Raw genomic sequence first — 20,733 nt, 5'->3', positions numbered from 1 at the left:
GGCCCCCGCGCCGGGCCTCTTTTTTGGGTGGGCTGCCGAGCGGTGCTTTCCTGTCGATACGCCCTACAACTGCAAGGCGAAAGGCACGCCTTCGAAGCAATCCTCGCCACGGCCGATGGCGTCGATCGCAGCCAGCATGCGGCCATTGCGGCCGAGCCGCATATCCGCCAGCGCCACGATGCGGCGGTTCGGGGTGGCGGTGGGCGACAGCCGGCGGATGGTCTGCGCCAGCTCATGCTCGTCGAGTGACGGGTTGAGGGCGCAGGCGACCGTGAAGGCCGCTGCCGTCGAACGGCTGACCCCGGCATAGCAATGCACCACCAGCGGCGTCGCCTGGTCCCAGGCCCGGGCAAAGGCGAGAAGCTGGGAGAGGTGGTCCTCGCCAGGCAGGATCTGCCCCTCTTCCGCGAGCTCGACGATATCGTTCATGCTCAGGAAAAGGTGGCGGTCCTCCTCGATCGTGACGGGGCGGATCACCTTGGTGCCGGCATTGATCAGGGTCAGGATCTGGCGGGCGCCCGTGGCGGCAACGGTGGCTTCGAGGCGGGAGAGCGAACAGACATTGATTTGCATGGCGGTCACCGGAAGATCTGAGCAAAACGCTCGAGGAAGGCTTGCTGGGCCTCGGCCGCCGGCAGGGGCACCAGCCGCGTCTGGTCCATCGGCCGGGGCAGGGGGCGCGGATCGCCGAAGATACGGCAGGATTCCTCGATGCCGAAGCCGGCAAGCTGGGTCGCCTCGAGGAAGGCGGCCACGGTGTCGGCCTTCTTGGTCAGCGCCTTGATTGCCGGCGGGGGAGCGGTCGGCAGGCCGAAGCGCAGATGGATGGCCCCGAGCAGGCGGGCCTCCACGCTCTTGTAGCTCTCGCCGATCACCGCCTTGAACGGCGAGATCATGTCGCCGATCACATATTCGGGCGCGTCGTGCAGCAGCACCATCAGCCTGACCGCATCGGACTGGGCAGGCTCCATCGCATCGAGCACGTCGAGCACGAGCACGCTGTGCTGGGCCACCGAGAAGATGGCGTCGCCGCTGGTCTGGCCGTTCCAGCGCGCGACCCGGGCCAGGCCATGGGCGATATCCTCGATCTCGATGTCGAGCGGGGAGGGATCGAGCAAATCGAGCCGCCGGCCCGACAGCATGCGTTGCCAGGCCCGATGGGGAGTCGCTTTCTTCACGCGTGCCATGGTCAGCCCGGATGTCCCGCCTTGCCGAGCTCGGCGCATTCGGCATAGCGGAAGCAGTCGACGAGATGGTCGTTGACCATGCCGACCGCCTGCATGAAGGCATAGACGATGGTGGGGCCGACGAATTTGAAACCGCGTGCCTTGAGGTCCTTGGAGATCTTCTGAGACAGCGGCGTCTCAGCCTGGACATCGGCCGTGGTGCGCAGGGTGTTCTGCAGGGGGCGGCCGTCGAGGAAGTCCCATAGATAGTGCGAGAAGCCCTGGCGTTCCTCGATTTCCAGCCAGAGGCGGGCGCCGATGATGGTGCCTTCCACCTTGGCGCGATTGCGCACGATGCCGGGATCGGCCATCAGGGCTTCGACCTTTTCCGGCCCGTAAAGCGCGATCTTGGCCGGCTCGAAATCGTCGAACACCTCGCGGAAGCGCGCGCGTTTGCGTAGGATGGTGATCCAGGACAGCCCCGCCTGGAAGCCGTCGAGGATGAGCTTTTCATAGAGGGCGCGGCCGTCATATTCCGGCACGCCCCATTCCTCGTCGTGATAGGCGACATAGAAGGGATCGAGCCCGGGCCAGGGGCAGCGCTGTTTGCCGTCCGCATGAAGAATGACTGTGCGTTCCATGCCGCCTTCTTGCCATGGCGAAAGCCGACTCGGGAAGAGGGAAGAACATTTCGTGATCGGGTTGGGGCCGGAAAAGCCTTCTCCCGCAAGGGGAGAAGGCCCAGACCGCTGACAAACCCCGCCATTTTTGGCGGGGTTATTTTATGTGCCTGCTGCAAAGGTTTGAGTTATCGACTTTTTTGAGAAAGAGCCCTTTCAGGCTGGTGCTGACCTGTAAGCGGGAGCCAGCAGAGTGGCGATGCGCTTGATGTTCTGGGCGACAGCGGCCAGGAGGCATTGGCAGGCCACGCGTGTGAGACTTCGGAAGCGGGCATAGCGGTGGCCGTGCAACTGTTTGGCATCGGCGAAGGAACGCTCCACCGTCTCCTTTCGTCGTTTGTAGATCAGCTTGCCATAGGGCGTGAGGCGGTTTGCATCGGTGCGCTCGCGCGCTTCGTGCCAGACGTGCCGGGTGATGACGCGTCGGTTGTCGGCGGAGCGGGTGCATGAAGCCAGCAACGGGCAGGTGCGGCAGATGGCCGGATCGGAAGCGTACTGGCGATAGCCGTCGCGGTCTGTGGTGGCATAGGCCAGCAACTGCCCCTGCGGGCAACGATAGCCGTCCCGTTCCTCCTCATAGATGAACTGGCTCTTGCGCATCATGCCAGGCTTGGGCGGGTTGGGGGTACGATAGCCGGTCACACCCAGGATGGCTCGATCCTCCAATCCCTTGGCGATGCCAGCACTGGCATAGCCCGCATCCAGCCCTACCGCCTTCACCGGCAAGGCAAAGCGCTCGCGCTGGCGGTCGAGCCGGCCCAGATAGACGATGCTGTCATGCACATTGCCGGGTGAGGCAAAGGTATCGGTGATGATGCCGACCTTGCCGTCCACCGTGCGGTGATCGAGATAGAAGAAGCCTTTGGGCTTGCCATCGCGCACCATGTAGCCGCTGTCCGGATCCACCCGCGAGACCTTGGTCTGCTTCACCTCGGGCTCACGTTCGCGCACCGGCAGGGGGGCCTGGCCATGCGCCGCCCGCTCCGCCTCGACAGCCGCGTCCAGGGCTTGCCAGTAATCGGCTCGTGACTTGGCAACCTGGGCTAGGTCGAACTTCTTGGCGTTGGCATTCGCCTTCAGATGGGTGGAGTCCGTGTACAGCACCTTGCCATCCACAAGCCCATGTCCGATCGCCTGCTCCACGATGGCATCGAAGATGGCCTGAGCCACATCCGTGTCGTTGTAGCGCCGGCGCCGGTTCTGCGACAACGTCGAGGCGTCGAACACCGGCGCCATCAGCTTGAGCCCCAGAAACCAGCGATAGGCCACGTTCACTTCGATCTCGCGCACCAACTGGCGCTCCGAGCGGATGCCGAACAGGTAGCCGATGAACAACGCCTTGAACATCAAGGTCGGGTCCAGCGGAGGACGGCCATTGTCCGCACAGTAAAGCCCCGACACGCGATCATGGATGAAGGAAAAGTCGATCACCGCGTCGATCTTGCGCAGCAGATGATCCTTGGGAACAAGCGCATCGAGCGTAACCATCTCGATCGCCGTCTGCTCGGGGCCGGGTTTCTTCAACATGACCCACTGAATCAAAAACTGCTGACTAACGCTACTGGTTTGTCAGCAGTCTGAGCCTTCTCCCGCAAGGGGAGAAGGCCCTCCGAGCCTTTCCTTGCCAGGGCGGCAATGCCACCTATATTAGTTCGATCGCCATCGAATTTTGTCGTGCCCTTTTCATGATCCCGATTTCAGTCCTCGATCTTTCGCCCATCGCCATCGGCAGCAATGCCGGGCAGGCCCTCCACAATTCGCTGGACCTTGCCCGCCATGTCGAGCGGCTCGGCTATAACAGGCTGTGGCTGGCCGAACATCACAACATGCCGGGCATTGCCAGTGCCGCCACGGCGGTGGCGCTCGCCCATGTCGCCTCCGGCACTTCCACCATCCGCCTGGGAGCCGGCGGCATCATGCTGCCCAACCATGCGCCCTTGATGGTGGCCGAGGCCTTCGGCACGCTGGCGGCCCTGCATCCTGGCCGTATCGATCTCGGGGTGGGCAGGGCTCCTGGTACCGACCAGATCACCGCCCAGGCGCTGCGCCGCAATCTCAACGCCGAGATCGACGCCTTTCCGCGCGATGTCATCGAGCTGATGAACTATTTCAAGCCGGCGAGCCCGGATCAGCGCGTGCAAGCCGTTCCAGGCGCGGGGTTGGCGGTGCCGGTCTGGATCCTCGGCTCCAGCCTGTTCGGGGCGCAGCTTGCCGCCATGCTCGGCCTGCCTTTCGCCTTCGCCTCGCACTTCGCGGCGGCCGATCTCGAAGGGGCGATCGCCATCTATCGCGGACGTTTCGAACCTTCCGAATATCTCGACAAACCCCATGTCATGCTGGGCATGAACGTGGTCGCCGCCGACACCGACGAGGAGGCCCACTTCCTGCAGAGCTCGCGGCTGCAGGCCTTCGTCAGCCTGCGCACCGGGCGGCCGGGCCTGATCCAGCCGCCGGTGGAGAATTACGAGGAGACCCTCGATGCTATCGGCCGTGCGACACTGCAGCACATGAACCATGCCTCGGTGGTGGGTTCGGCGGCGACCGTCAAGGCGGGTATCGAGGCATTCGTCGAGCGTACCGGCGCCGACGAGATCATTGCCACCAACATGATCTTCGACCATGAGAAGACCAAGCGTTCCTATGAGATCCTCGCCGGTGAGCTGATTGCCGCGCCGGCTCAGGTGAGCGTGTCATAGAGGCCGAGCGCCCAGACGATTTCGCCGAGCAGCGCCAGGATGGCGAAGACGAGCTGAAAACGCTGGTTGGATATCAAGATCGCGGCGGCGCAGCCGGTGATGTACAGGGCGAAACGTACCCAATATTCGGGGCCGAGGGCCGCAGTATAGTCTCTTCCCTTGATGAAAGTGTCGATGATGTCGAGGAAGAAGGTGCCGATCAGAATGCCGAAAAACCATTTTCGGCGGGACATGAAATAGTCCTCGAATCCCTTGTACTCATACATGGTGTCCGGAAAGAGCATCGTGCACATGAAGAAGAACACGCTCGCATAGAAGGCGACGAAGCCATAGAGCGGGAAGCTCCACTGCACGTTGACCAGATGGAATTCCCACCACCAGAACGAGATGATCTGCATCAGCATGAAGAAAGTCCATACCAGATGGACGCCGTAGATCTTGTGCTGGCGCGGATGCTGGACGAAGCGGGCAAGGCCGGTGAGCAGTCGGCCCATGCTGAGGCCGACGATGATGCTGATCACCGTGCGGACATGGCTGAGAACGGTGGGGTCGAAGGCGTGGGGCTGGTTCACGGAGGCATCCTCGCGCTTGAGGGCGGCAGCATGCCATTGCAACCACGACGCCCGGCACACTCACGAAGAGTCCCGCGCTCGGGCGGGTATGAAACTACTTTCCCAGCATTGCCCGGAATCACCACGGGAGCAAGACAGGCAGGGCAGGGGGTTGGGGAAGACCGCTTGGCGGCGTGTAAATACGGTGCCGACCGAGATTTAGTTTGGGCCGGAGTCACATTCTTGGGTCGCCATCTCGTCTTGAGGGCAGGACCATCAAACGGGAGAGGACGGCGTGCTCGACCTGCCCATTCAGGACACCAACCTGTTCAACGCATTCCGGCCTCGTCTCAAGAGCCTGGCCTACAAGATGCTCGGCTCGATCGCGGATGCCGAGGATGTCCTTCAGGATGCGTTCATTCGCTGGCTGCAGGCTGATCGCAGCCTCGTACGGGAGCCTGAAGCCTATCTCAGGCAGGTGGTGACCCGCCTGTGCCTGGACGAGCTGAAATCGGCGCGAGCACGGCGGGAGGCCTATGTCGGCTCCTGGCTGCCGGAGCCCCTGCTGCAGGAGGAGCCTTCCGAGGACATCACCCTGCCGCTTCTGCTGGTGCTGGAACGTTTGTCGCCGTGCGAGCGAGCCGCCTTCCTGCTGCATGACGTCTTCGGGGTCGCCTTCGACGAGATTGCGCTGACGATCGGCCGGGATGCCGCCGCCTGCCGGCAGATGGCGCGGCGGGCCCGCCTTCGCATCCGGTCGGAAAGACCTCGGTTTCTTCCGCAGGGGGCAAGAGGGCAGGAAATTGCTGCCGCTTTCTTCACCGCCTCGCGCACCGGCGACATAGACGGGCTTCGGGCTCTGCTCGCTCGGGATGTGACGGTCCAGGCGGATGGTGGCGGCAAGGTTGCCGCTCCTCCGCGCCCGATCGTCGGCATCGATGCCGCATTGAAGCTGATGGCTGCTTTGGCGAGGCTGTTCTCCGCCCAGATGTCGCAACTCCTGCGCTATGCCAGCGTCAATGGCTTGCCGGGGTTCGTGACCATCGAACGGGGATGCGAGCTCCAGACCACGGCCCTGGATGTCCGGAGAGATCGGATTGCTGCGATCTATGTCTGTCGCAATCCGGAAAAACTCGGCCACCTCGTGATCGACCGCACCGTCGCGAACCAGATCCGGCCTGCATCGAAAGGGACCTGCCAGTGACAAAAGCCACCATTGCCATCGTCTATCACAGCGGCTACGGCCATACCGCCCGGCAGGCACATGCGGTCGAGCAGGGGGCGACACAATTGCCCGACGTCGCCACGCTGCTGCTGACGGCGCAGGAAGCGCCGGAACATTGGCACAGGCTGGCATTGGCCGAGGCGATCATCTTCGGGGCGCCCACCTATGTCGGCGGGCCATCCGCCGTGTTCAAGGCCTTTCAGGAAGCCAGTTCGAATGCGGTGATGTCGAAAGGCCTCGGCTGGAACAACAAGATCGCGGCGGGCTTCACCAATTCGGGCTCACGGTCGGGCGACAAGCTCGCAACCTTGATGCAGATGGCCCTGTTTGCCGCCCAGCACGGCATGCATTGGGTCAATCTGGCCCTGCCGCCGGGCAATTGCTCCTCGGTGGGTAGGGAAACCGACCTCAATCGCTTCGGCTTCTTCCTCGGCGCTGCCGCCCAGTCCAACACCGATGAGGGGCCGGAGGTGGCACCACCCGAAGCGGATCTCGCCACAGCCCGATATCTCGGCCGGCGCGTTGCCGAGACGACCCTGCAATTCGTGCGGGGGCGCAATCCCGGTTGAGGCGGGTGCCAGGGTCAGGCCGTTGCCTTGTGCGCGCTGCTCGATGCGACCCACCAGGATGGCTTGTCGATCGTCAGGCCAAGACCTTCAGCCATCAGGCTTGCGCCGGCAGCCAGCCCTTCCTCCACCCTGTCGAGCCGGAGCAGGGCCAGTCCCCTCTTGCCAACCGAGGAGCCGAGCGTGCCCGCCGGCCGGTCGCCGATACGGATTTCCGTGCCGGCGGCCGGCAGGGTGGCGCTGGCTGTCACAGGCACGATGCGAGTGCGCGCAGTGCCGCGATGCTGCATGCGGCTGACGACTTCCTGGCCGACGAAGCAGCCCTTCTTGAAGTCGACGCCGGCGAGCATGTCCATCAGCACTTCGTGCGGGAAGGCCTCGCCGAGGCGAAAATCCTTGCCGCCTTCGGGAATGCCGAACTCGATGCGGCGGTCGTGATAGGCCGTGGTTGCATCGTCTGCCGTGGCTGCGACAGGTGCGAGAATGCGAAGCCCGAGTTCGGGCCGCCTGGGATCCGGGAAGATCAGAGCACCCTCGATGTCGACATTTTCGGGGGGCAAGGCAGCGTAGACTCCCCAAGCCGGCAAGGCCTCGACCGTCACCTTGGCGCGCAGCCGATAGAAATTGAGCCTCTTGGCGAAATCGGGGGCCAGGGCGGCGTCCGCATCGAGGTAGAGCCCGTCCTCGCCGATCGTGGCCAGGAAATCGAACAGGATCTTGCCCTGCGGCGTCAGCAAGGCACCCCATCGTCCCTGGCCGGGCTCGAGATGGGCGATATCGCAGGTGACGAGATTGGCGAACCAGGATCGCGCATCCTCGCCGCTGAGGCGGAGTATGGCGCGGTCGAGCAGATGGATCATGGCAAGGCAATCCCGTTTCAGCCCCTCCTATATGGCAATCCCTGTGCGCGGCGTGAAGAGGCGGCGGATTGGCGGTTGAAAGCTGGCGCTGCCTGGGGGAAAAGCGCAGGGTTTCAGCTTCGTCATCGAGGAGAGCGCCATGCCCCAGACCTTCGACCGCATCTTCCGCAATGGCGAGATCGTCAACCAGGATGGCCGGCATCATGGCGATGTTGGGGTCAGGGACGGGCGTATCGCGGCGCTGGGGGATTTGTCGCGGGCCAGTGCCGGCGAGGTGATCGACTGCACCGGCCTCACCATCCTGCCCGGCGTGATCGACAGCCAGGTCCATTTCCGCGAGCCGGGGCCGACGCATAAGGAAGATCTTGAATCGGGCTCGCGCGCGGCGGTCATGGGCGGCGTCACCGCTGTATTCGAAATGCCGAACACCGATCCCTTGACCGTGACGCCGGAGGCTTTGGCCGACAAGGTCAGGCGCGGCACGCACCGCATGCATTGTGATTTCGCCTTCTGGGTCGGCGGCACCCGTGAGAATGCCGCTGACGTCGCGGAGCTGGAGCGTCTGCCGGGCGCGGCCGGCATCAAGGTGTTCATGGGCTCTTCCACCGGCTCGCTGCTGGTGGAGGACGATGAGGGCGTGCGCGAGATCCTCAAGCGCACACGCCGGCGCGCTGCCTTCCATTCGGAGGACGAATATCGCCTGCGCGAGCGGCGCGACCTGCGCGTCAAGGGAGATGCCTCCTCCCACCCGGTCTGGCGCGACGTCGAGGCCGCGCTCAACTGCACGCGGCGGCTCGTCGCCATCGCCGAGGAGACGGGCGCGCCCATCCATGTCCTGCATATCTCGACGGCGGACGAGATTCCCTTCCTCGGCGCGCACAAGCGGCTGGTGACCTGCGAAGCCACGCCGCATCATCTCACTCTGGCTGGGCCCGAGGCCTATGAGAAGCTGGGCACGCTGGTGCAGATGAACCCGCCGGTGCGTGACGTCGGTCACCGCGACGGCATCTGGCAGGGCATCCACCAGGGCATCGTCGATGTCCTCGGTTCGGACCACGCGCCCCATACGCTGGAGGAGAAGGCCAAGCCCTATCCCGATTCGCCCTCCGGCATGACCGGTGTGCAGACGCTGGTGCCCGTCATGCTCAACCATGTGAACCGCGGGCGACTATCGCTGGAGCGTTTCGTCGACCTGACCAGCCATGGTCCCTGCCGGATCTTCGGCATGGCCGGCAAGGGCCGCATTGCCGTCGGCTATGACGCAGACCTCACCATCGTCGACCTCAAGCGCAAGGAAACCATCCGCAACGAGTGGATCGCTTCCAAATGCGGCTGGACGCCCTATGACGGCGTCGAGGTCACCGGCTGGCCGGTCGGTACCATCCTGCGCGGCGCGAGGGTGATGTGGGAGGGCTCGCTGGACGAACATTCGCGTGGCGAGGCCGCACGCTTCTGGACGGCGTGAGGCTGGGAGCGCGGACTTCCAGTCCGCTCAGACCGCTGACAAACCCCGCCATTTTTGGCGGGGTTATTTTATGTGCCTGCTGCAAAGGTTTGAGTTATCGACTTTTTTGAGAAAGAGCCCTTTCAGGCTGGTGCTGACCTGTAAGCGGGAGCCAGCAGAGTGGCGATGCGCTTGATGTTCTGGGCGACAGCGGCCAGGAGGCATTGGCAGGCCACGCGTGTGAGACTTCGGAAGCGGGCATAGCGGTGGCCGTGCAACTGTTTGGCATCGGCGAAGGAACGCTCCACCGTCTCCTTTCGTCGTTTGTAGATCAGCTTGCCATAGGGCGTGAGGCGGTTTGCATCGGTGCGCTCGCGCGCTTCGTGCCAGACGTGCCGGGTGATGACGCGTCGGTTGTCGGCGGAGCGGGTGCATGAAGCCAGCAACGGGCAGGTGCGGCAGATGGCCGGATCGGAAGCGTACTGGCGATAGCCGTCGCGGTCTGTGGTGGCATAGGCCAGCAACTGCCCCTGCGGGCAACGATAGCCGTCCCGTTCCTCCTCATAGATGAACTGGCTCTTGCGCATCATGCCAGGCTTGGGCGGGTTGGGGGTACGATAGCCGGTCACACCCAGGATGGCTCGATCCTCCAATCCCTTGGCGATGCCAGCACTGGCATAGCCCGCATCCAGCCCTACCGCCTTCACCGGCAAGGCAAAGCGCTCGCGCTGGCGGTCGAGCCGGCCCAGATAGACGATGCTGTCATGCACATTGCCGGGTGAGGCAAAGGTATCGGTGATGATGCCGACCTTGCCGTCCACCGTGCGGTGATCGAGATAGAAGAAGCCTTTGGGCTTGCCATCGCGCACCATGTAGCCGCTGTCCGGATCCACCCGCGAGACCTTGGTCTGCTTCACCTCGGGCTCACGTTCGCGCACCGGCAGGGGGGCCTGGCCATGCGCCGCCCGCTCCGCCTCGACAGCCGCGTCCAGGGCTTGCCAGTAATCGGCTCGTGACTTGGCAACCTGGGCTAGGTCGAACTTCTTGGCGTTGGCATTCGCCTTCAGATGGGTGGAGTCCGTGTACAGCACCTTGCCATCCACAAGCCCATGTCCGATCGCCTGCTCCACGATGGCATCGAAGATGGCCTGAGCCACATCCGTGTCGTTGTAGCGCCGGCGCCGGTTCTGCGACAACGTCGAGGCGTCGAACACCGGCGCCATCAGCTTGAGCCCCAGAAACCAGCGATAGGCCACGTTCACTTCGATCTCGCGCACCAACTGGCGCTCCGAGCGGATGCCGAACAGGTAGCCGATGAACAACGCCTTGAACATCAAGGTCGGGTCCAGCGGAGGACGGCCATTGTCCGCACAGTAAAGCCCCGACACGCGATCATGGATGAAGGAAAAGTCGATCACCGCGTCGATCTTGCGCAGCAGATGATCCTTGGGAACAAGCGCATCGAGCGTAACCATCTCGATCGCCGTCTGCTCGGGGCCGGGTTTCTTCAACATGACCCACTGAATCAAAAACTGCTGACTAACGCTACTGGTTTGTCAGCAGTCTGCGCGGACTTCCAGTCCGCTCTTTCTCTCATCCAGGCGCAACAGTTCCAGGAGTGGACATCGCGACATGCTCCTGCATGTCGCTGTGATGTCCGCGCTCCATTCTACCGCCTGCTGGCGTGCGCCGTGCCAAATATCCAGGCCAGGGCAATGCCGGCGATGAAACCGATGCCGTGCGCGGTGAAACTGATCTGAGGCAGTGAAAGGTCGATCGCCGCCTGGATCAGCAGCACGATGACGATCAGGCTGAGATTGTGCCGGTCGGCGATATGGCGGGTCGCCAGGAAATCGGACAGGCGTCGCAGGGCAATGGCTCCGATCAGGGCGAAGATGGCGCCGGAAGCCCCGACCAGGACATCCGGCTGGGTGAAGCCCGCCTCGGTGAGGGCGAGCACCCCGGCCATGGAGACCAGGCCGCCGATCAGATAGATCAGGCCCATGCGCAGGCTTCCGACCGTGGCTTCGACCATGCGCCCGAGCAGGAAGAGCCCGATCATGTTGCTGATCAGGTGTTCGGGGCCGGCATGCAGGAACATGGCGCTGAGCAGGCGCCACCATTCATGATCCCGGACCACCGCGTCGGGCCATAACCCTCCGAGCCGGAACAGGTTTTCGGCATCGGTGGTGTCGCCATTCCACAGCTCGATGCCGAAGGCGGCGCAATTGGCCAGGATCAGCAGATAGGTCACGGGGGCGGCGCGCCAGCCCGTGCGGCGCAGGGGGGCGTTGCGCCGGATATGCGCCTCCAAATCGTCGAGGAAGGCGGTTGCCTGTGGCGAGAGCTGGCCTTCGGCTAGGCTCGCCGGCTTGTCCAGGCGAGCGACGATCGCCTCATGCTGGGCGGGCGTCAGGGAAGCGGCAGCAAAGCCGCGCAGTAGGGGCTCGGCGAGTTCGCCCCGTGCCGCCGCCTGGAGGGCGGTCGCCTGCCAGAATGCCTTCACGGAGACCGGCATGGCGTGAAACGAGGCGAGCATCGAATCCGTGGCCTGGACGCGCCCGCAGAAGGCGAGGAGCATCAGGGTCGACAATTGCCCGGCGCCCAGCAGGCCGCGATAACGCATGGCTGTCGCCACCATGGCTTCCAGCTGGCCGGTCTCCCCGAGGGCCCGGATCGGGAAGGCGACCGCATCTGCGCCTGCCGGCATGGGGTTGCGGGCAAGATAGTCGACGATGCCCTGCCAGTTCTGGCGTTGCCGCAGCAATTGCAGGTCGAGGATCACTTCCTGATCCGGCTTGCCGGTCTGGCGCAGCGCTTCGAGGGCATCGATACGTTCTTCGCGCGTCGATTCGGAAAGAGCCTTGAACAGACTGGCCGTGAAGCGGACTTGGCTGGTGGGCTGGACGAAGCTGGCCAGGCGGGCGAGCAGGGCGGCACGTTCGTTGCGGCCGGCCAGCAATTCGCGATTGGCCCGGTTCAGCAGCGGCCCCGGCGCAATGATCGCCAGCAAGGCGAGAGCCGCCAGGAAACCGTAATAATCGGGCAGAAACCTGTATCCCGCGACAGCGATGGCGATCACGACCGCGTGCCCCGCCAGGTAGATCGCGATGCCCGGAAAGCGGTAGGCTCGGGTGACGAACACCTGGGCGATGGCCACGGCTGACAGGGAACCGGCGGAGAGCGCGAGGAAGGTCTGCAAATCCATGCGCCGCTTTTGCCGGAAGCGGCGCTGAGCCGCAACCTGTCACTCTCCCCCGCCTTATGCACGGTTGGGTCATGCGGCTTGCATGGCTTTTTCTTTCAATGCAGCGAGGTTCGGGGCTATAGAGGGGAAAATCGAGAGCGTTTTGCGATTTGGCGGAATCGCCAAGAATCGCAAAGACGCGTCGAACCAAAGAGTTAGAGCAAACAAGCGTTTCCCTCTAAACGCCCTTTGCTCTAGAGATCCGACAGGTTGATAATGGCCGACAAGCCGTCCGATATCGCAACGCTCAGCTTCGAAAAGGCGCTTGCCGAGCTCGAGCAAATCGTGCGCAGCCTCGAAGGCGGCAATGTGCCGCTGGAGGAATCGATCACGCTGTTCGGGCGTGGCGAGCAGCTCAAGGCTCATTGCGACAAGCTTTTGAAGGTTGCAGAGGCCAAGGTCGACAAGATCCGGCTCGATGCCGAGGGCAAGCCCGCCGGGCTCGAGCCTCTACCTGAAGCCTGACAGGCGACGGCCTGCAAGGCGCCCAGCACTCCACCAGAACGGCCGTCATCGCAAAGGCGCGTCGGAACAAAGAGTTAGAGCAAAATGATGTTTCCACTTATGCGTGCTTTGCTCTAGTCTCCCCGGGTGAACAATTTGGCAAACACTTCCGCAACCCCGCTGCTCGACACCATCCATCTGCCGGCCGATCTGCGCCGCCTGCCCGAGGACAAGCTCCAGCAGGTGGCGGACGAGCTGCGCCGGGAGACCATTGACGCCGTTTCGGTGACGGGCGGGCATCTCGGTGCCGGGCTCGGCGTGGTCGAGCTGACGGTCGCCATCCATGCCGTGTTCGATACGCCGCGCGATCGCCTGATCTGGGATGTCGGCCACCAGGCCTATCCGCACAAGATCCTCACCGGGCGGCGCGATCGCATCCGTACCCTGCGCCAGGCGGACGGCCTCAGCGGCTTCACCAAGCGTAGCGAGAGCGAATACGATCCCTTCGGCGCCGCGCATTCCTCGACCTCGATCTCGGCGGGCCTGGGTATGGCTGCGGCGCGCGATCTCGATGGCCGCAACAACAACGTGATCTGCGTGATCGGCGACGGCTCGATGTCGGCCGGCATGGCCTATGAGGCGATGAACAATGCCGGGGCGCTGGGCTCGCGCCTCGTCGTCATCCTCAACGACAACGACATGTCGATCGCCCCGCCCGTGGGGGCGATGTCGGCCTATCTGGCCCGGCTGGTTTCCGGCGGCACCTACAAGAATTTGCGCGATTTCGGCAAGATGCTGGCCAGGAAGCTGCCGAAATTCTTCTACGACAAGGCCAAGCGCACCGAGGAATATGCCCGCGGCTTCTGGACCGGCGGCACGCTGTTCGAGGAACTCGGCTTCTACTATATCGGGCCGATCGACGGGCATAATCTTGACCACCTCCTGCCGGTGCTCAAGAATGTGCGCGACCAGGCCGATGGGCCCGTGCTGATCCATGTCGTCACCCAGAAAGGCAAGGGCTATGGCCCGGCCGAGAATGCGCCCGACAAATATCATGGCGTGGTGAAGTTCGACGTCATCACCGGGGCGCAGGTGAAGGCCAAGGCCAATGCGCCCTCCTATACTCGCGTCTTTGCCGAAAGCCTGATCAAGGAAGCCCACAAGGACGACAAGGTCGTGGCGATCACCGCCGCCATGCCGTCCGGCACCGGGCTCGACTTGTTCGAGCAGGCCTTCCCGCAACGGCTTTACGATGTCGGCATCGCCGAGCAGCACGCCGTCACCTTCGCGGCGGGCCTTGCCAGCGAGGGCTACAAGCCGTTCTGTGCGATCTATTCCACCTTCCTGCAGCGCGGCTACGACCAGGTCGTCCACGACGTTGCCATCCAGAACCTGCCCGTGCGCTTCCCGATCGATCGTGCCGGTCTCGTTGGGGCCGACGGCGCCACCCACGCCGGTTCCTTCGATGTCGCCTTTCTTGGCTGCCTGCCCAACATGGTGGTGATGGCGGCCGCCGACGAAGCCGAGTTGGTGCATATGGTCGCAACCGCGGCCGCCTATGACGGCGGCCCTATCGCCTTCCGCTACCCGCGCGGCGAGGGGGTTGGCGTCGAGATGCCTGAAGTCGGCATGCCCCTGCCGATCGGCAAGGGGCGCGTCCTGCGCGAGGGCAGCAATATTGCCCTGCTTTCCTTCGGCACGCGCCTGGCCGAGTGCCTCAAGGCTGCAGAAGATCTGGCGGCGCTCGGCCTGTCGGCGACCGTTGCGGATGCCCGGTTTGCCAAGCCGCTCGACGAGGAGTTGGTCCTCAGGCTCGCTCGCGAGCACGAGGTGCTGCTGACCATCGAGGAAGGCTCCGTGGGGGGCTTCGGCAGCTTCGTGGCCCAGTGCCTGGCCGAGGCAGGCGTTTTCGACAGCGGCCTGAAATTCCGCTCCCTGGTGCTGCCCGACATCTTCCTCGACCAGAACAAGCCGGAGGCGATGTATGCGCAGGCCGGGCTCGATGCCGCCGGCATCGTCACCAAGGTCCTGTCGGTGCTCGGGCGCGATGTCGTAACCGGCGCCAAGCGCGCCTGATGCGCAAGCGCGCGGACGTGCTGTTGGTCGAGCGCGGTCATTTCGACAGCCGCGCTAAGGCACAGGCCGCGATCTCCGCCGGCCTCGTGACGGCCGATGGCAAGCCGGTGCGCAAGGCGTCGGAGAGCCTGGCAGCAGAGGCTGTGATCGAAGCGCAGGCGGCCTTTCCCTTCGTGTCGCGCGGCGGGCTCAAGCTCGAACATGCCCTCGATATGTTTTCGGTGCCCGTAGAGGGGCGCGTCGCGCTCGACATCGGCGCCTCCACCGGCGGCTTCAGTGACGTGCTGCTGCGGCGGGGGGCGGCACGGGTTTATGCCGTCGATGTCGGTCATGATCAGCTTCACGCCAGCCTGCGCGGGAATGACAGGTTGATCTCGCTGGAAGGGCAGGATGCACGCAAGCTCGATCGCGGCCTGGTGCCCGACCCCGTCGACCTCGTCGTCGCCGACGTCAGCTTCATCTCACTGGCGCTGGTTCTGCCGGCGGCGCTCGCATTGGCCGCGCCGGGTGCGGATCTCGCCGTTCTGGTCAAGCCGCAGTTCGAAGCGGGTCGCGAGCGGGTGGGCAAGGGCGGCGTGGTGAAGGACGAGGCCGTGCACGCCGAGGTCTGCGATCGTATCGCCGGCACCGTCTCGTCACTTGGCTGGAAGGTGCGCGGGGTCGTGCCGTCTCCCATCGAAGGCGGGGATGGCAACAAGGAGTTTCTGCTGTCTGCCCATAGGGTTAGTGTAGCCGGGCTCATAGATTGAATCAGAGGACTTGCGCGCCTGGATTGAGATTTTGATTCATCTCTTTCAGGCATCGCTTGATGAAGTTGAGATCGTGAATCAGCACGTTGAGACATCGCTGGAACTCAAGATCGAAAGGCTGGGGCATCGCGGTGACGGCATCGCGCCGGGCCCGGTCTTCGTGCCCTATGCCTTGCCGGGCGAGACGGTCCTGGCCGAGGTGGCCGGAGAGCGGGGGCGGCTGGTCGCCCTGCAGGAACCGAGCCCGGATCGCATCGAACCCTTCTGCCCCCATTTCACGCATTGCGGCGGCTGTGCCGTCCAGCATTTGTCGGTGCCGGCGTACCAGGCCTGGAAGCGGGACCTGGTGGTCGATGCACTGAAGCAGGCCGGCATCGAAGCGCCGGTCGAGCCGCTTGTCGATGCCCATGGCCGCGGCCGGCGCCGGGCAACCCTGCATGCCCGCAAGGGCAAGGTCGGCTTTGCCGAGGCCCGCTCGCATGCCATCGTCGAACTCGACGCCTGCCCGATCCTGGTGCCGGAATTGAACCGCGGCCTGGAGGCGGCGCGGGCGCTCGAAAAGCAATTGCGCGGTCTCGGCAAGCCGCTTGACCTGGTGCTGACAGCCACGATCACCGGCCTCGACTGCGACATTCGCGGCGCCGGTCGCGTCGACGACAAGATGCGGTTGAGGCTCAGCGACCTTGCCCGGCAGTTCGACCTGGCCCGGCTTTCCAACCATGGCGACGTGGTGATCGAACGCCGGGCGCCGGTAGTGCGGTTCGGGACGGTGGAGGTTTCGCCGCCGCCGGGCGCCTTCCTGCAGGCGACGGCCGAGGCAGATGCCGCCCTTACGGCCCTGGTGCGCGGGGGCCTTGCCGGTGCCAAGCGCATTGCCGATCTCTTCTCCGGCTGCGGCACCTTCGCCTTGGCGCTGGCGGACGCCATGCATGTGCAGGCTTTCGATTCGGACAAGCCGGCAATATCGGCGCTCGACCGGGCCGCTCGGCGAGCCCAGGGACTGAAGCCTGTCGGCGCCACCGTGCGCGATCTCTTTCACCGTCCCTTGCTGGCCGAGGAACTCAAGCCCTTCGATGCCGTGGTGTTCGATCCACCGCGCGCCGGCGCGGAGGCGCAGGCCAAACGCCTTGCCGCTGCCAAGCTACGCCGTATCGTCGGTGTCTCCTGCAACCCGACGACCTTTGCCCGCGATGCTGCACTGTTGATTGCCGGGGGCTACCGGCTCGTCAGGGTGACGCCGGTCGATCAGTTCCGCCACTCCGGCCATGTCGAACTGGTCGGCGTGTTCGAGCGAAGATAGCGTTTTGCAATTGGATGGAATCGTCAGGAGCCGCAAAATGCTCCTGGCACCCGCGAGTTGATCTAGAGAATGATCTCAACCAGACCGCATTCTGCTCCAGGAAATGTCATGACTTCAGAGCCGCCTCTTCCCACTGCCCTCATCGTCATGGGTGTTTCCGGTGCTGGAAAGAGCAGCATCGGCGAGCGGCTCGGGCTCCGGCTTGGCTGGACGTTCCGCGATGGTGATTCCTTCCACCCGCCGGCCAATGTCGCCAAGATGCATGCCGGCATCCCGTTGACGGACGAGGATCGCTGGCCCTGGCTTGCGGCCATCGCCGCCTGGATCGCCGAACTGAGAGGGGCGGGGCAACACGGCGTCGTCGCCTGCTCGGCACTCAAGCGCGGCTATCGCGATGCCCTGCGGAATGGGCATGTGGATGTCCGCTTCGTCTTTCTCGAAGGTAGCGCCGAAGTGATCGCGGCCCGATTGGCCAAGCGCAAGGACCATTTCATGCCGCCGAGTCTGCTCGCCAGCCAGTTCGCCACGCTGGAACCCCCGGGAGCCGACGAGGCGCCGATCCGTGTTTCGATCGAGGCGGAACCCGACGCGATCGTCGCCAATGCGCTCCGCCAGCTTGCCCGTTAAAGCGTTTTGCGATTTCTTGGAAGCACCAAGAATCGCAAAGACGCGTTGAAACAAAGAGTTAGAGCAAAGCAGCGGTTATGCATAAACGCGCTTTGCTCTAGGATAAGGCAGGTTCAAGTATGACCGCGCCTTGCTCCGACTCCTTCATTTTGGCGCGTCTTTGCGATTCCGGTTGCGTTCGGCAATCGCAAAACGCCGTAGCCAGGATACCCATTCCATGTCCGCCCTGCTTTCTCCTGAACTTCTTGCCCGCTTCGCTGCTCTGGTCGGCGAGCGCTACGCCATTGCCGATGCGGATGCCCAGCAGCCTTTCCTGAAGGAATGGCGCGACCGCTATCACGGCAAGACGCCGTTGGTGCTGCTGCCAGGGACGGTGGACGAGGTTGCGGCGATCCTCAAGCTGGCCGACGAGACTGATACCCCGATCGTGCCGCAGGGCGGCAATACCGGCCTGGTCGGCGGCCAGGTTCCGCATGCGGAAGGCAATGAGCTGCTGATCTCGCTCAAGCGGCTGGACAAGGTTCGTGCCGTCGACCCCGACAGCAATACCATCGATGTCGAGGCCGGCGTGACGCTGCAGCGCGTGCAGGAGGCGGCGGAGGCGGCCGGGCGTTTCTTCCCGCTCACTTTGCCCTCGGAGGGGAGCTGCACCATCGGCGGCAATATCGGCACCAATGCCGGCGGCACCGGCGTGATCGCCTATGGCAATACGCGCGATCTGGTGATGGGCCTGGAGGTCGTGCTGCCGGGCGGGCGGATCTGGCACGGCATGCGCCATCTGCGCAAGGACAACACTGGCTACGATCTGAAGAACCTCTTCATCGGCGCCGAAGGCACGCTCGGCATCGTCACCGCGGCGGTGCTGAAACTGTTTCCCAGGCCTCGCTCCGTCGGCACGGCCTTCATCGGCGTCGACAATCCGGCGGCGGCGCTGGCGCTCTTGAACGTTGCCCGGGAAAACGGCGGCGGCACCGTGACGGCTTTCGAATTGATGCCGCGCATCGGCATCGATTTCGTCATCCGCCATGTTGCCGATGCGCGCGACCCCATCGAGGGCAGCTATCCCTGGTATGTGCTGCTGGAGGTGTCAACCTCCGCGGAAGGCGGCGTGAACGAGGCGCTGGAGGCGATGCTGATGACGGCTTATGAGCGCGGTTATGCCCGCGACGCCGTGATCGCGGCCTCGCTCGACCAAGCCGCCGATTTCTGGCGCCTGCGCGAATTGCTGTCGGAAAGCCAGCGCTTCGAGGGCGGCTCGATCAAGCACGACGTCTCGGTGCCGATCCGCCTGGTTCCGGCCTTCCTCGACAAGGCCATCGCGGCCGTGGAGGCCTTCATTCCGGGTGCTCGTCCCTTGCCCTTCGGCCATCTCGGCGACGGCAATATCCACTTCAACATTTCCCAGCCGGTGGGCGGCGACAAGCAGGCTTTCCTGGATAAGTGGGAAAAGACCAACGAGATCGTCCACGCCATCGTCGCCGAGTTTCATGGTTCCATCTCGGCCGAGCACGGCATCGGCCAAGCCAAGCGCAAGCTGCTGCCCGGGGTCAAGGACCCGGTAGAGCTCGAGATGATGCGCGCCATCAAGGCGACGCTCGATCCCAAGGGCATCATGAATCCCGGCAAGGTGCTCTGACATGCGGGCGATGGTCGTCATCGGCCATCCCGCGCCGGCGAGCTTCAACCATGCCTTGGCCGAGGCGGTGCGACGGACCTGGCTGGAGGCTGGCTGCGACGTTGCCTATCACGACCTGACCGCCGAGGGCTTCGATCCGCTGCTGACCGCCGACGAGGCTCGCGGCCGCCCGAGCGAGGATGCCCTGGTGCGGGCCCATATCGCCGAGCTGCAGTCCTGCGATCTCATGGCGGTCATCCATCCCAATTGCTGGGGCGCGCCGCCCGCGATCATGAAGGGCTGGATCGATCGGGTCTTCGCGCCGGGCGCCGCCTACGGTTTTGCCAAGGGGGACGATCGGGGCGACGTGCCGCAGGGGCTCCTGCGGGCGCGCGCCGCGCTGGTGCTCAACACCGGCAATACGCCTCTGGAGCGCGAGCAGGCCGATTTCGGCGATCCGCTCGATCGCATGTGGCGGGAGGGCATTTTGCGCTATTGTGGCGTCCACCATGTACGGCGTGCGCTCTATGGCGTGGTCACCACCAGCACCGCGGCCGAGCGGGCCGGCTGGCTCACGGATGCGAAGGCCTTGGCGCTGCAGGTGCGGGATCTCGCCGCGGAGACGTGATCAGGGAGAGGACGATGCTGCAAGCTTGCCTGAACGGCAGCAGGAGCCGCGATTTCCACCCGGCACTGCCCTGCACGCCGGCCGAATTGGCGCGCGATGCCAAGGCGGCCGTCGCTGCCGGTGCCGAGGAACTGCATGTCCATCCCCGCGGGCGGAATGGCGAGCAGAGCCTGGAGCCGGCCGATATCGCCGCGGCCTTGCAGGCTATCCGCATGAGCGTGCCGGACGTGCCTGTCGGCATCTCGACCCTATGGACCATCCCGCCGATCGGTCGGGCGCGCCAGGCGCCAATCCGCGAATGGCAGGTTCTGCCGGATTATGTTTCGGTCAATCTCGGCGAGGAGGACGCGCCGGAGATCATGGCGCTGATGATCCAGCGCCGCATCGGCATCGAAGCGGGCCTGGCCACGGTCGCCGACGCCTTGCGCCTGGTGGCGCTGCCTTCCGCGGAGCGCTGCCTGCGCGTGCTCGTGGAGATCGAGGAACAGGAAGCGGCGGCAGGATTGCATGTCGCCCACGAGATCCTCGCTGTCCTCAGCCACGCCAATCTCGGCCTGCCGGTCCAGCTGCACGGCAGCGACCTGACCCAATGGCCGATGCATGACGAAGCCGTCCGCCGGGGTCTCGACCGCCGCATCGGCCTCGAGGATGGCGCTGATCTGCCCGATGGGAACAGGGCCGCCGACAATGCCGAACTGCTGCGCACCGCGGTGGTGCTCGCGGCGCGGGCGGGTGGCTGACCGCCGGGCGGTTCGTTCCAGCGCCGATCGGCCGTTGTGCATGTCGCAAAAAGGTCGGAAGCGAACGTCATAGAAACGCTTGATTGATTGGGCTGCTTCGGCGGCCGAAAGGGATACGG

Annotated in this window: 20 protein-coding genes; 12 read left to right on the top strand and 8 right to left on the bottom strand. The window is 64.4% G+C overall.

Going from position 1 to position 20,733, the window contains the following annotated elements; genetic code table 11:
- Positions 1–63: 63 nt before the first annotated feature.
- The 4 genes from ACIGJE_RS22605 to ACIGJE_RS22590 all read right to left on the bottom strand — a co-directional run bounded on the left by ACIGJE_RS22605 (position 64) and on the right by ACIGJE_RS22590 (position 3,373).
- Entirely contained in the window at positions 64–573 is a 510-nt protein-coding gene (locus tag ACIGJE_RS22605) for a tyrosine phosphatase family protein (RefSeq protein ID WP_311942438.1), read from the bottom strand.
- A gap of 5 nt (positions 574–578) precedes the next feature.
- A complete protein-coding gene (locus ACIGJE_RS22600) occupies positions 579–1,187 on the bottom strand; it encodes an HD domain-containing protein (RefSeq protein ID WP_415080630.1) in 609 nt (202 codons plus the stop codon).
- A gap of 2 nt (positions 1,188–1,189) precedes the next feature.
- Positions 1,190–1,807 (bottom strand): DNA-3-methyladenine glycosylase I, encoded by a 618-nt coding sequence (locus ACIGJE_RS22595; RefSeq protein WP_415080632.1) that lies wholly within the window; start codon positions 1,805–1,807, stop codon positions 1,190–1,192.
- A 195-nt stretch (positions 1,808–2,002) separates the two neighbouring features.
- On the bottom strand, positions 2,003–3,373 hold the full coding sequence (locus ACIGJE_RS22590) for an IS1182 family transposase (protein ID WP_311943922.1): 1,371 nt from the start codon (positions 3,371–3,373) through the stop codon (positions 2,003–2,005).
- 158 nt (positions 3,374–3,531) lie between these two features.
- Here ACIGJE_RS22590 and ACIGJE_RS22585 point away from each other — a divergent pair, with 158 nt between their 5' ends.
- Positions 3,532–4,542 (top strand): LLM class flavin-dependent oxidoreductase, encoded by a 1,011-nt coding sequence (locus ACIGJE_RS22585; RefSeq protein ID WP_415080634.1) that lies wholly within the window; start codon positions 3,532–3,534, stop codon positions 4,540–4,542.
- On the opposite strand, the gene ACIGJE_RS22580 is transcribed toward ACIGJE_RS22585, so the two are convergent.
- Complete coding sequence (locus ACIGJE_RS22580; protein ID WP_367626595.1) at positions 4,524–5,114, bottom strand: hypothetical protein; 591 nt, start codon at positions 5,112–5,114, stop codon at positions 4,524–4,526. The two genes, ACIGJE_RS22585 and ACIGJE_RS22580, sit on opposite strands and share 19 nt — an antisense overlap.
- A gap of 274 nt (positions 5,115–5,388) precedes the next feature.
- Here ACIGJE_RS22580 and sigJ point away from each other — a divergent pair, with 274 nt between their 5' ends.
- Positions 5,389–6,297, top strand: coding sequence for an RNA polymerase sigma factor SigJ (sigJ, locus tag ACIGJE_RS22575; RefSeq protein ID WP_415080636.1), 909 nt, complete (start codon positions 5,389–5,391; stop codon positions 6,295–6,297).
- Positions 6,294–6,887 carry a flavodoxin family protein gene (locus ACIGJE_RS22570; RefSeq protein ID WP_311942233.1) on the top strand — a complete coding sequence of 198 codons (594 nt, stop codon included), beginning with the start codon at positions 6,294–6,296 and terminating at the stop codon, positions 6,885–6,887. Before sigJ ends, ACIGJE_RS22570 begins: the two co-directional genes overlap by 4 nt.
- Positions 6,888–6,901: 14 nt before the next feature.
- On the opposite strand, the gene ygfZ is transcribed toward ACIGJE_RS22570, so the two are convergent.
- Complete coding sequence (gene ygfZ, locus ACIGJE_RS22565; protein ID WP_311942236.1) at positions 6,902–7,744, bottom strand: CAF17-like 4Fe-4S cluster assembly/insertion protein YgfZ; 843 nt, start codon at positions 7,742–7,744, stop codon at positions 6,902–6,904.
- Positions 7,745–7,883: 139 nt separating this feature from the next.
- Between ygfZ and ACIGJE_RS22560 the strand changes: the two genes are divergently transcribed.
- Entirely contained in the window at positions 7,884–9,209 is a 1,326-nt protein-coding gene (locus ACIGJE_RS22560; RefSeq protein ID WP_415080639.1) for a dihydroorotase, read from the top strand.
- A gap of 122 nt (positions 9,210–9,331) precedes the next feature.
- Here ACIGJE_RS22560 and ACIGJE_RS22555 read toward each other — a convergent pair whose 3' ends face one another.
- Together ACIGJE_RS22555 and ACIGJE_RS22550 are read right to left on the bottom strand one after the other, a co-directional pair.
- Positions 9,332–10,702 carry an IS1182 family transposase gene (locus ACIGJE_RS22555; protein WP_311943922.1) on the bottom strand — a complete coding sequence of 457 codons (1,371 nt, stop codon included), beginning with the start codon at positions 10,700–10,702 and terminating at the stop codon, positions 9,332–9,334.
- A 155-nt stretch (positions 10,703–10,857) separates the two neighbouring features.
- Positions 10,858–12,396: a rhomboid family intramembrane serine protease gene (locus ACIGJE_RS22550; protein WP_415080643.1), complete on the bottom strand. Its 1,539-nt coding sequence runs from the start codon at positions 12,394–12,396 to the stop codon at positions 10,858–10,860.
- A 255-nt stretch (positions 12,397–12,651) separates the two neighbouring features.
- Between ACIGJE_RS22550 and ACIGJE_RS22545 the strand changes: the two genes are divergently transcribed.
- The 8 genes from ACIGJE_RS22545 to ACIGJE_RS22510 all read left to right on the top strand — a co-directional run bounded on the left by ACIGJE_RS22545 (position 12,652) and on the right by ACIGJE_RS22510 (position 20,614).
- Entirely contained in the window at positions 12,652–12,900 is a 249-nt protein-coding gene (locus tag ACIGJE_RS22545) for an exodeoxyribonuclease VII small subunit (RefSeq protein WP_068284665.1), read from the top strand.
- 135 nt (positions 12,901–13,035) lie between these two features.
- Complete coding sequence (dxs, locus tag ACIGJE_RS22540; protein WP_415080645.1) at positions 13,036–14,955, top strand: 1-deoxy-D-xylulose-5-phosphate synthase; 1,920 nt, start codon at positions 13,036–13,038, stop codon at positions 14,953–14,955.
- A complete protein-coding gene (locus tag ACIGJE_RS22535; protein WP_367623408.1) occupies positions 14,955–15,704 on the top strand; it encodes a TlyA family RNA methyltransferase in 750 nt (249 codons plus the stop codon). The genes dxs and ACIGJE_RS22535 overlap by 1 nt, the downstream gene beginning before the upstream one ends.
- Positions 15,705–15,777: 73 nt before the next feature.
- Positions 15,778–17,004, top strand: coding sequence for a class I SAM-dependent RNA methyltransferase (locus ACIGJE_RS22530; protein WP_415080648.1), 1,227 nt, complete (start codon positions 15,778–15,780; stop codon positions 17,002–17,004).
- Positions 17,005–17,112: 108 nt separating this feature from the next.
- Positions 17,113–17,631, top strand: coding sequence for a gluconokinase (locus tag ACIGJE_RS22525; RefSeq protein WP_311942255.1), 519 nt, complete (start codon positions 17,113–17,115; stop codon positions 17,629–17,631).
- Between the two features lie 217 nt (positions 17,632–17,848).
- Positions 17,849–19,267 carry an FAD-binding oxidoreductase gene (locus tag ACIGJE_RS22520; protein WP_311942257.1) on the top strand — a complete coding sequence of 473 codons (1,419 nt, stop codon included), beginning with the start codon at positions 17,849–17,851 and terminating at the stop codon, positions 19,265–19,267.
- Position 19,268: 1 nt separating this feature from the next.
- Positions 19,269–19,874 (top strand): NAD(P)H-dependent oxidoreductase, encoded by a 606-nt coding sequence (locus ACIGJE_RS22515; RefSeq protein ID WP_415080650.1) that lies wholly within the window; start codon positions 19,269–19,271, stop codon positions 19,872–19,874.
- Positions 19,875–19,888: 14 nt separating this feature from the next.
- The gene (locus tag ACIGJE_RS22510) at positions 19,889–20,614 is read left to right on the top strand and encodes a 3-keto-5-aminohexanoate cleavage protein (RefSeq protein WP_415080652.1); all 726 of its coding nucleotides are present in this window, start codon (positions 19,889–19,891) and stop codon (positions 20,612–20,614) included.
- Positions 20,615–20,733: the final 119 nt, after the last annotated feature.

This window comes from Labrys sp. E2SS-1L, assembly GCF_057073705.1.
This window is presented reverse-complemented; position numbering and strand designations above follow the sequence as displayed.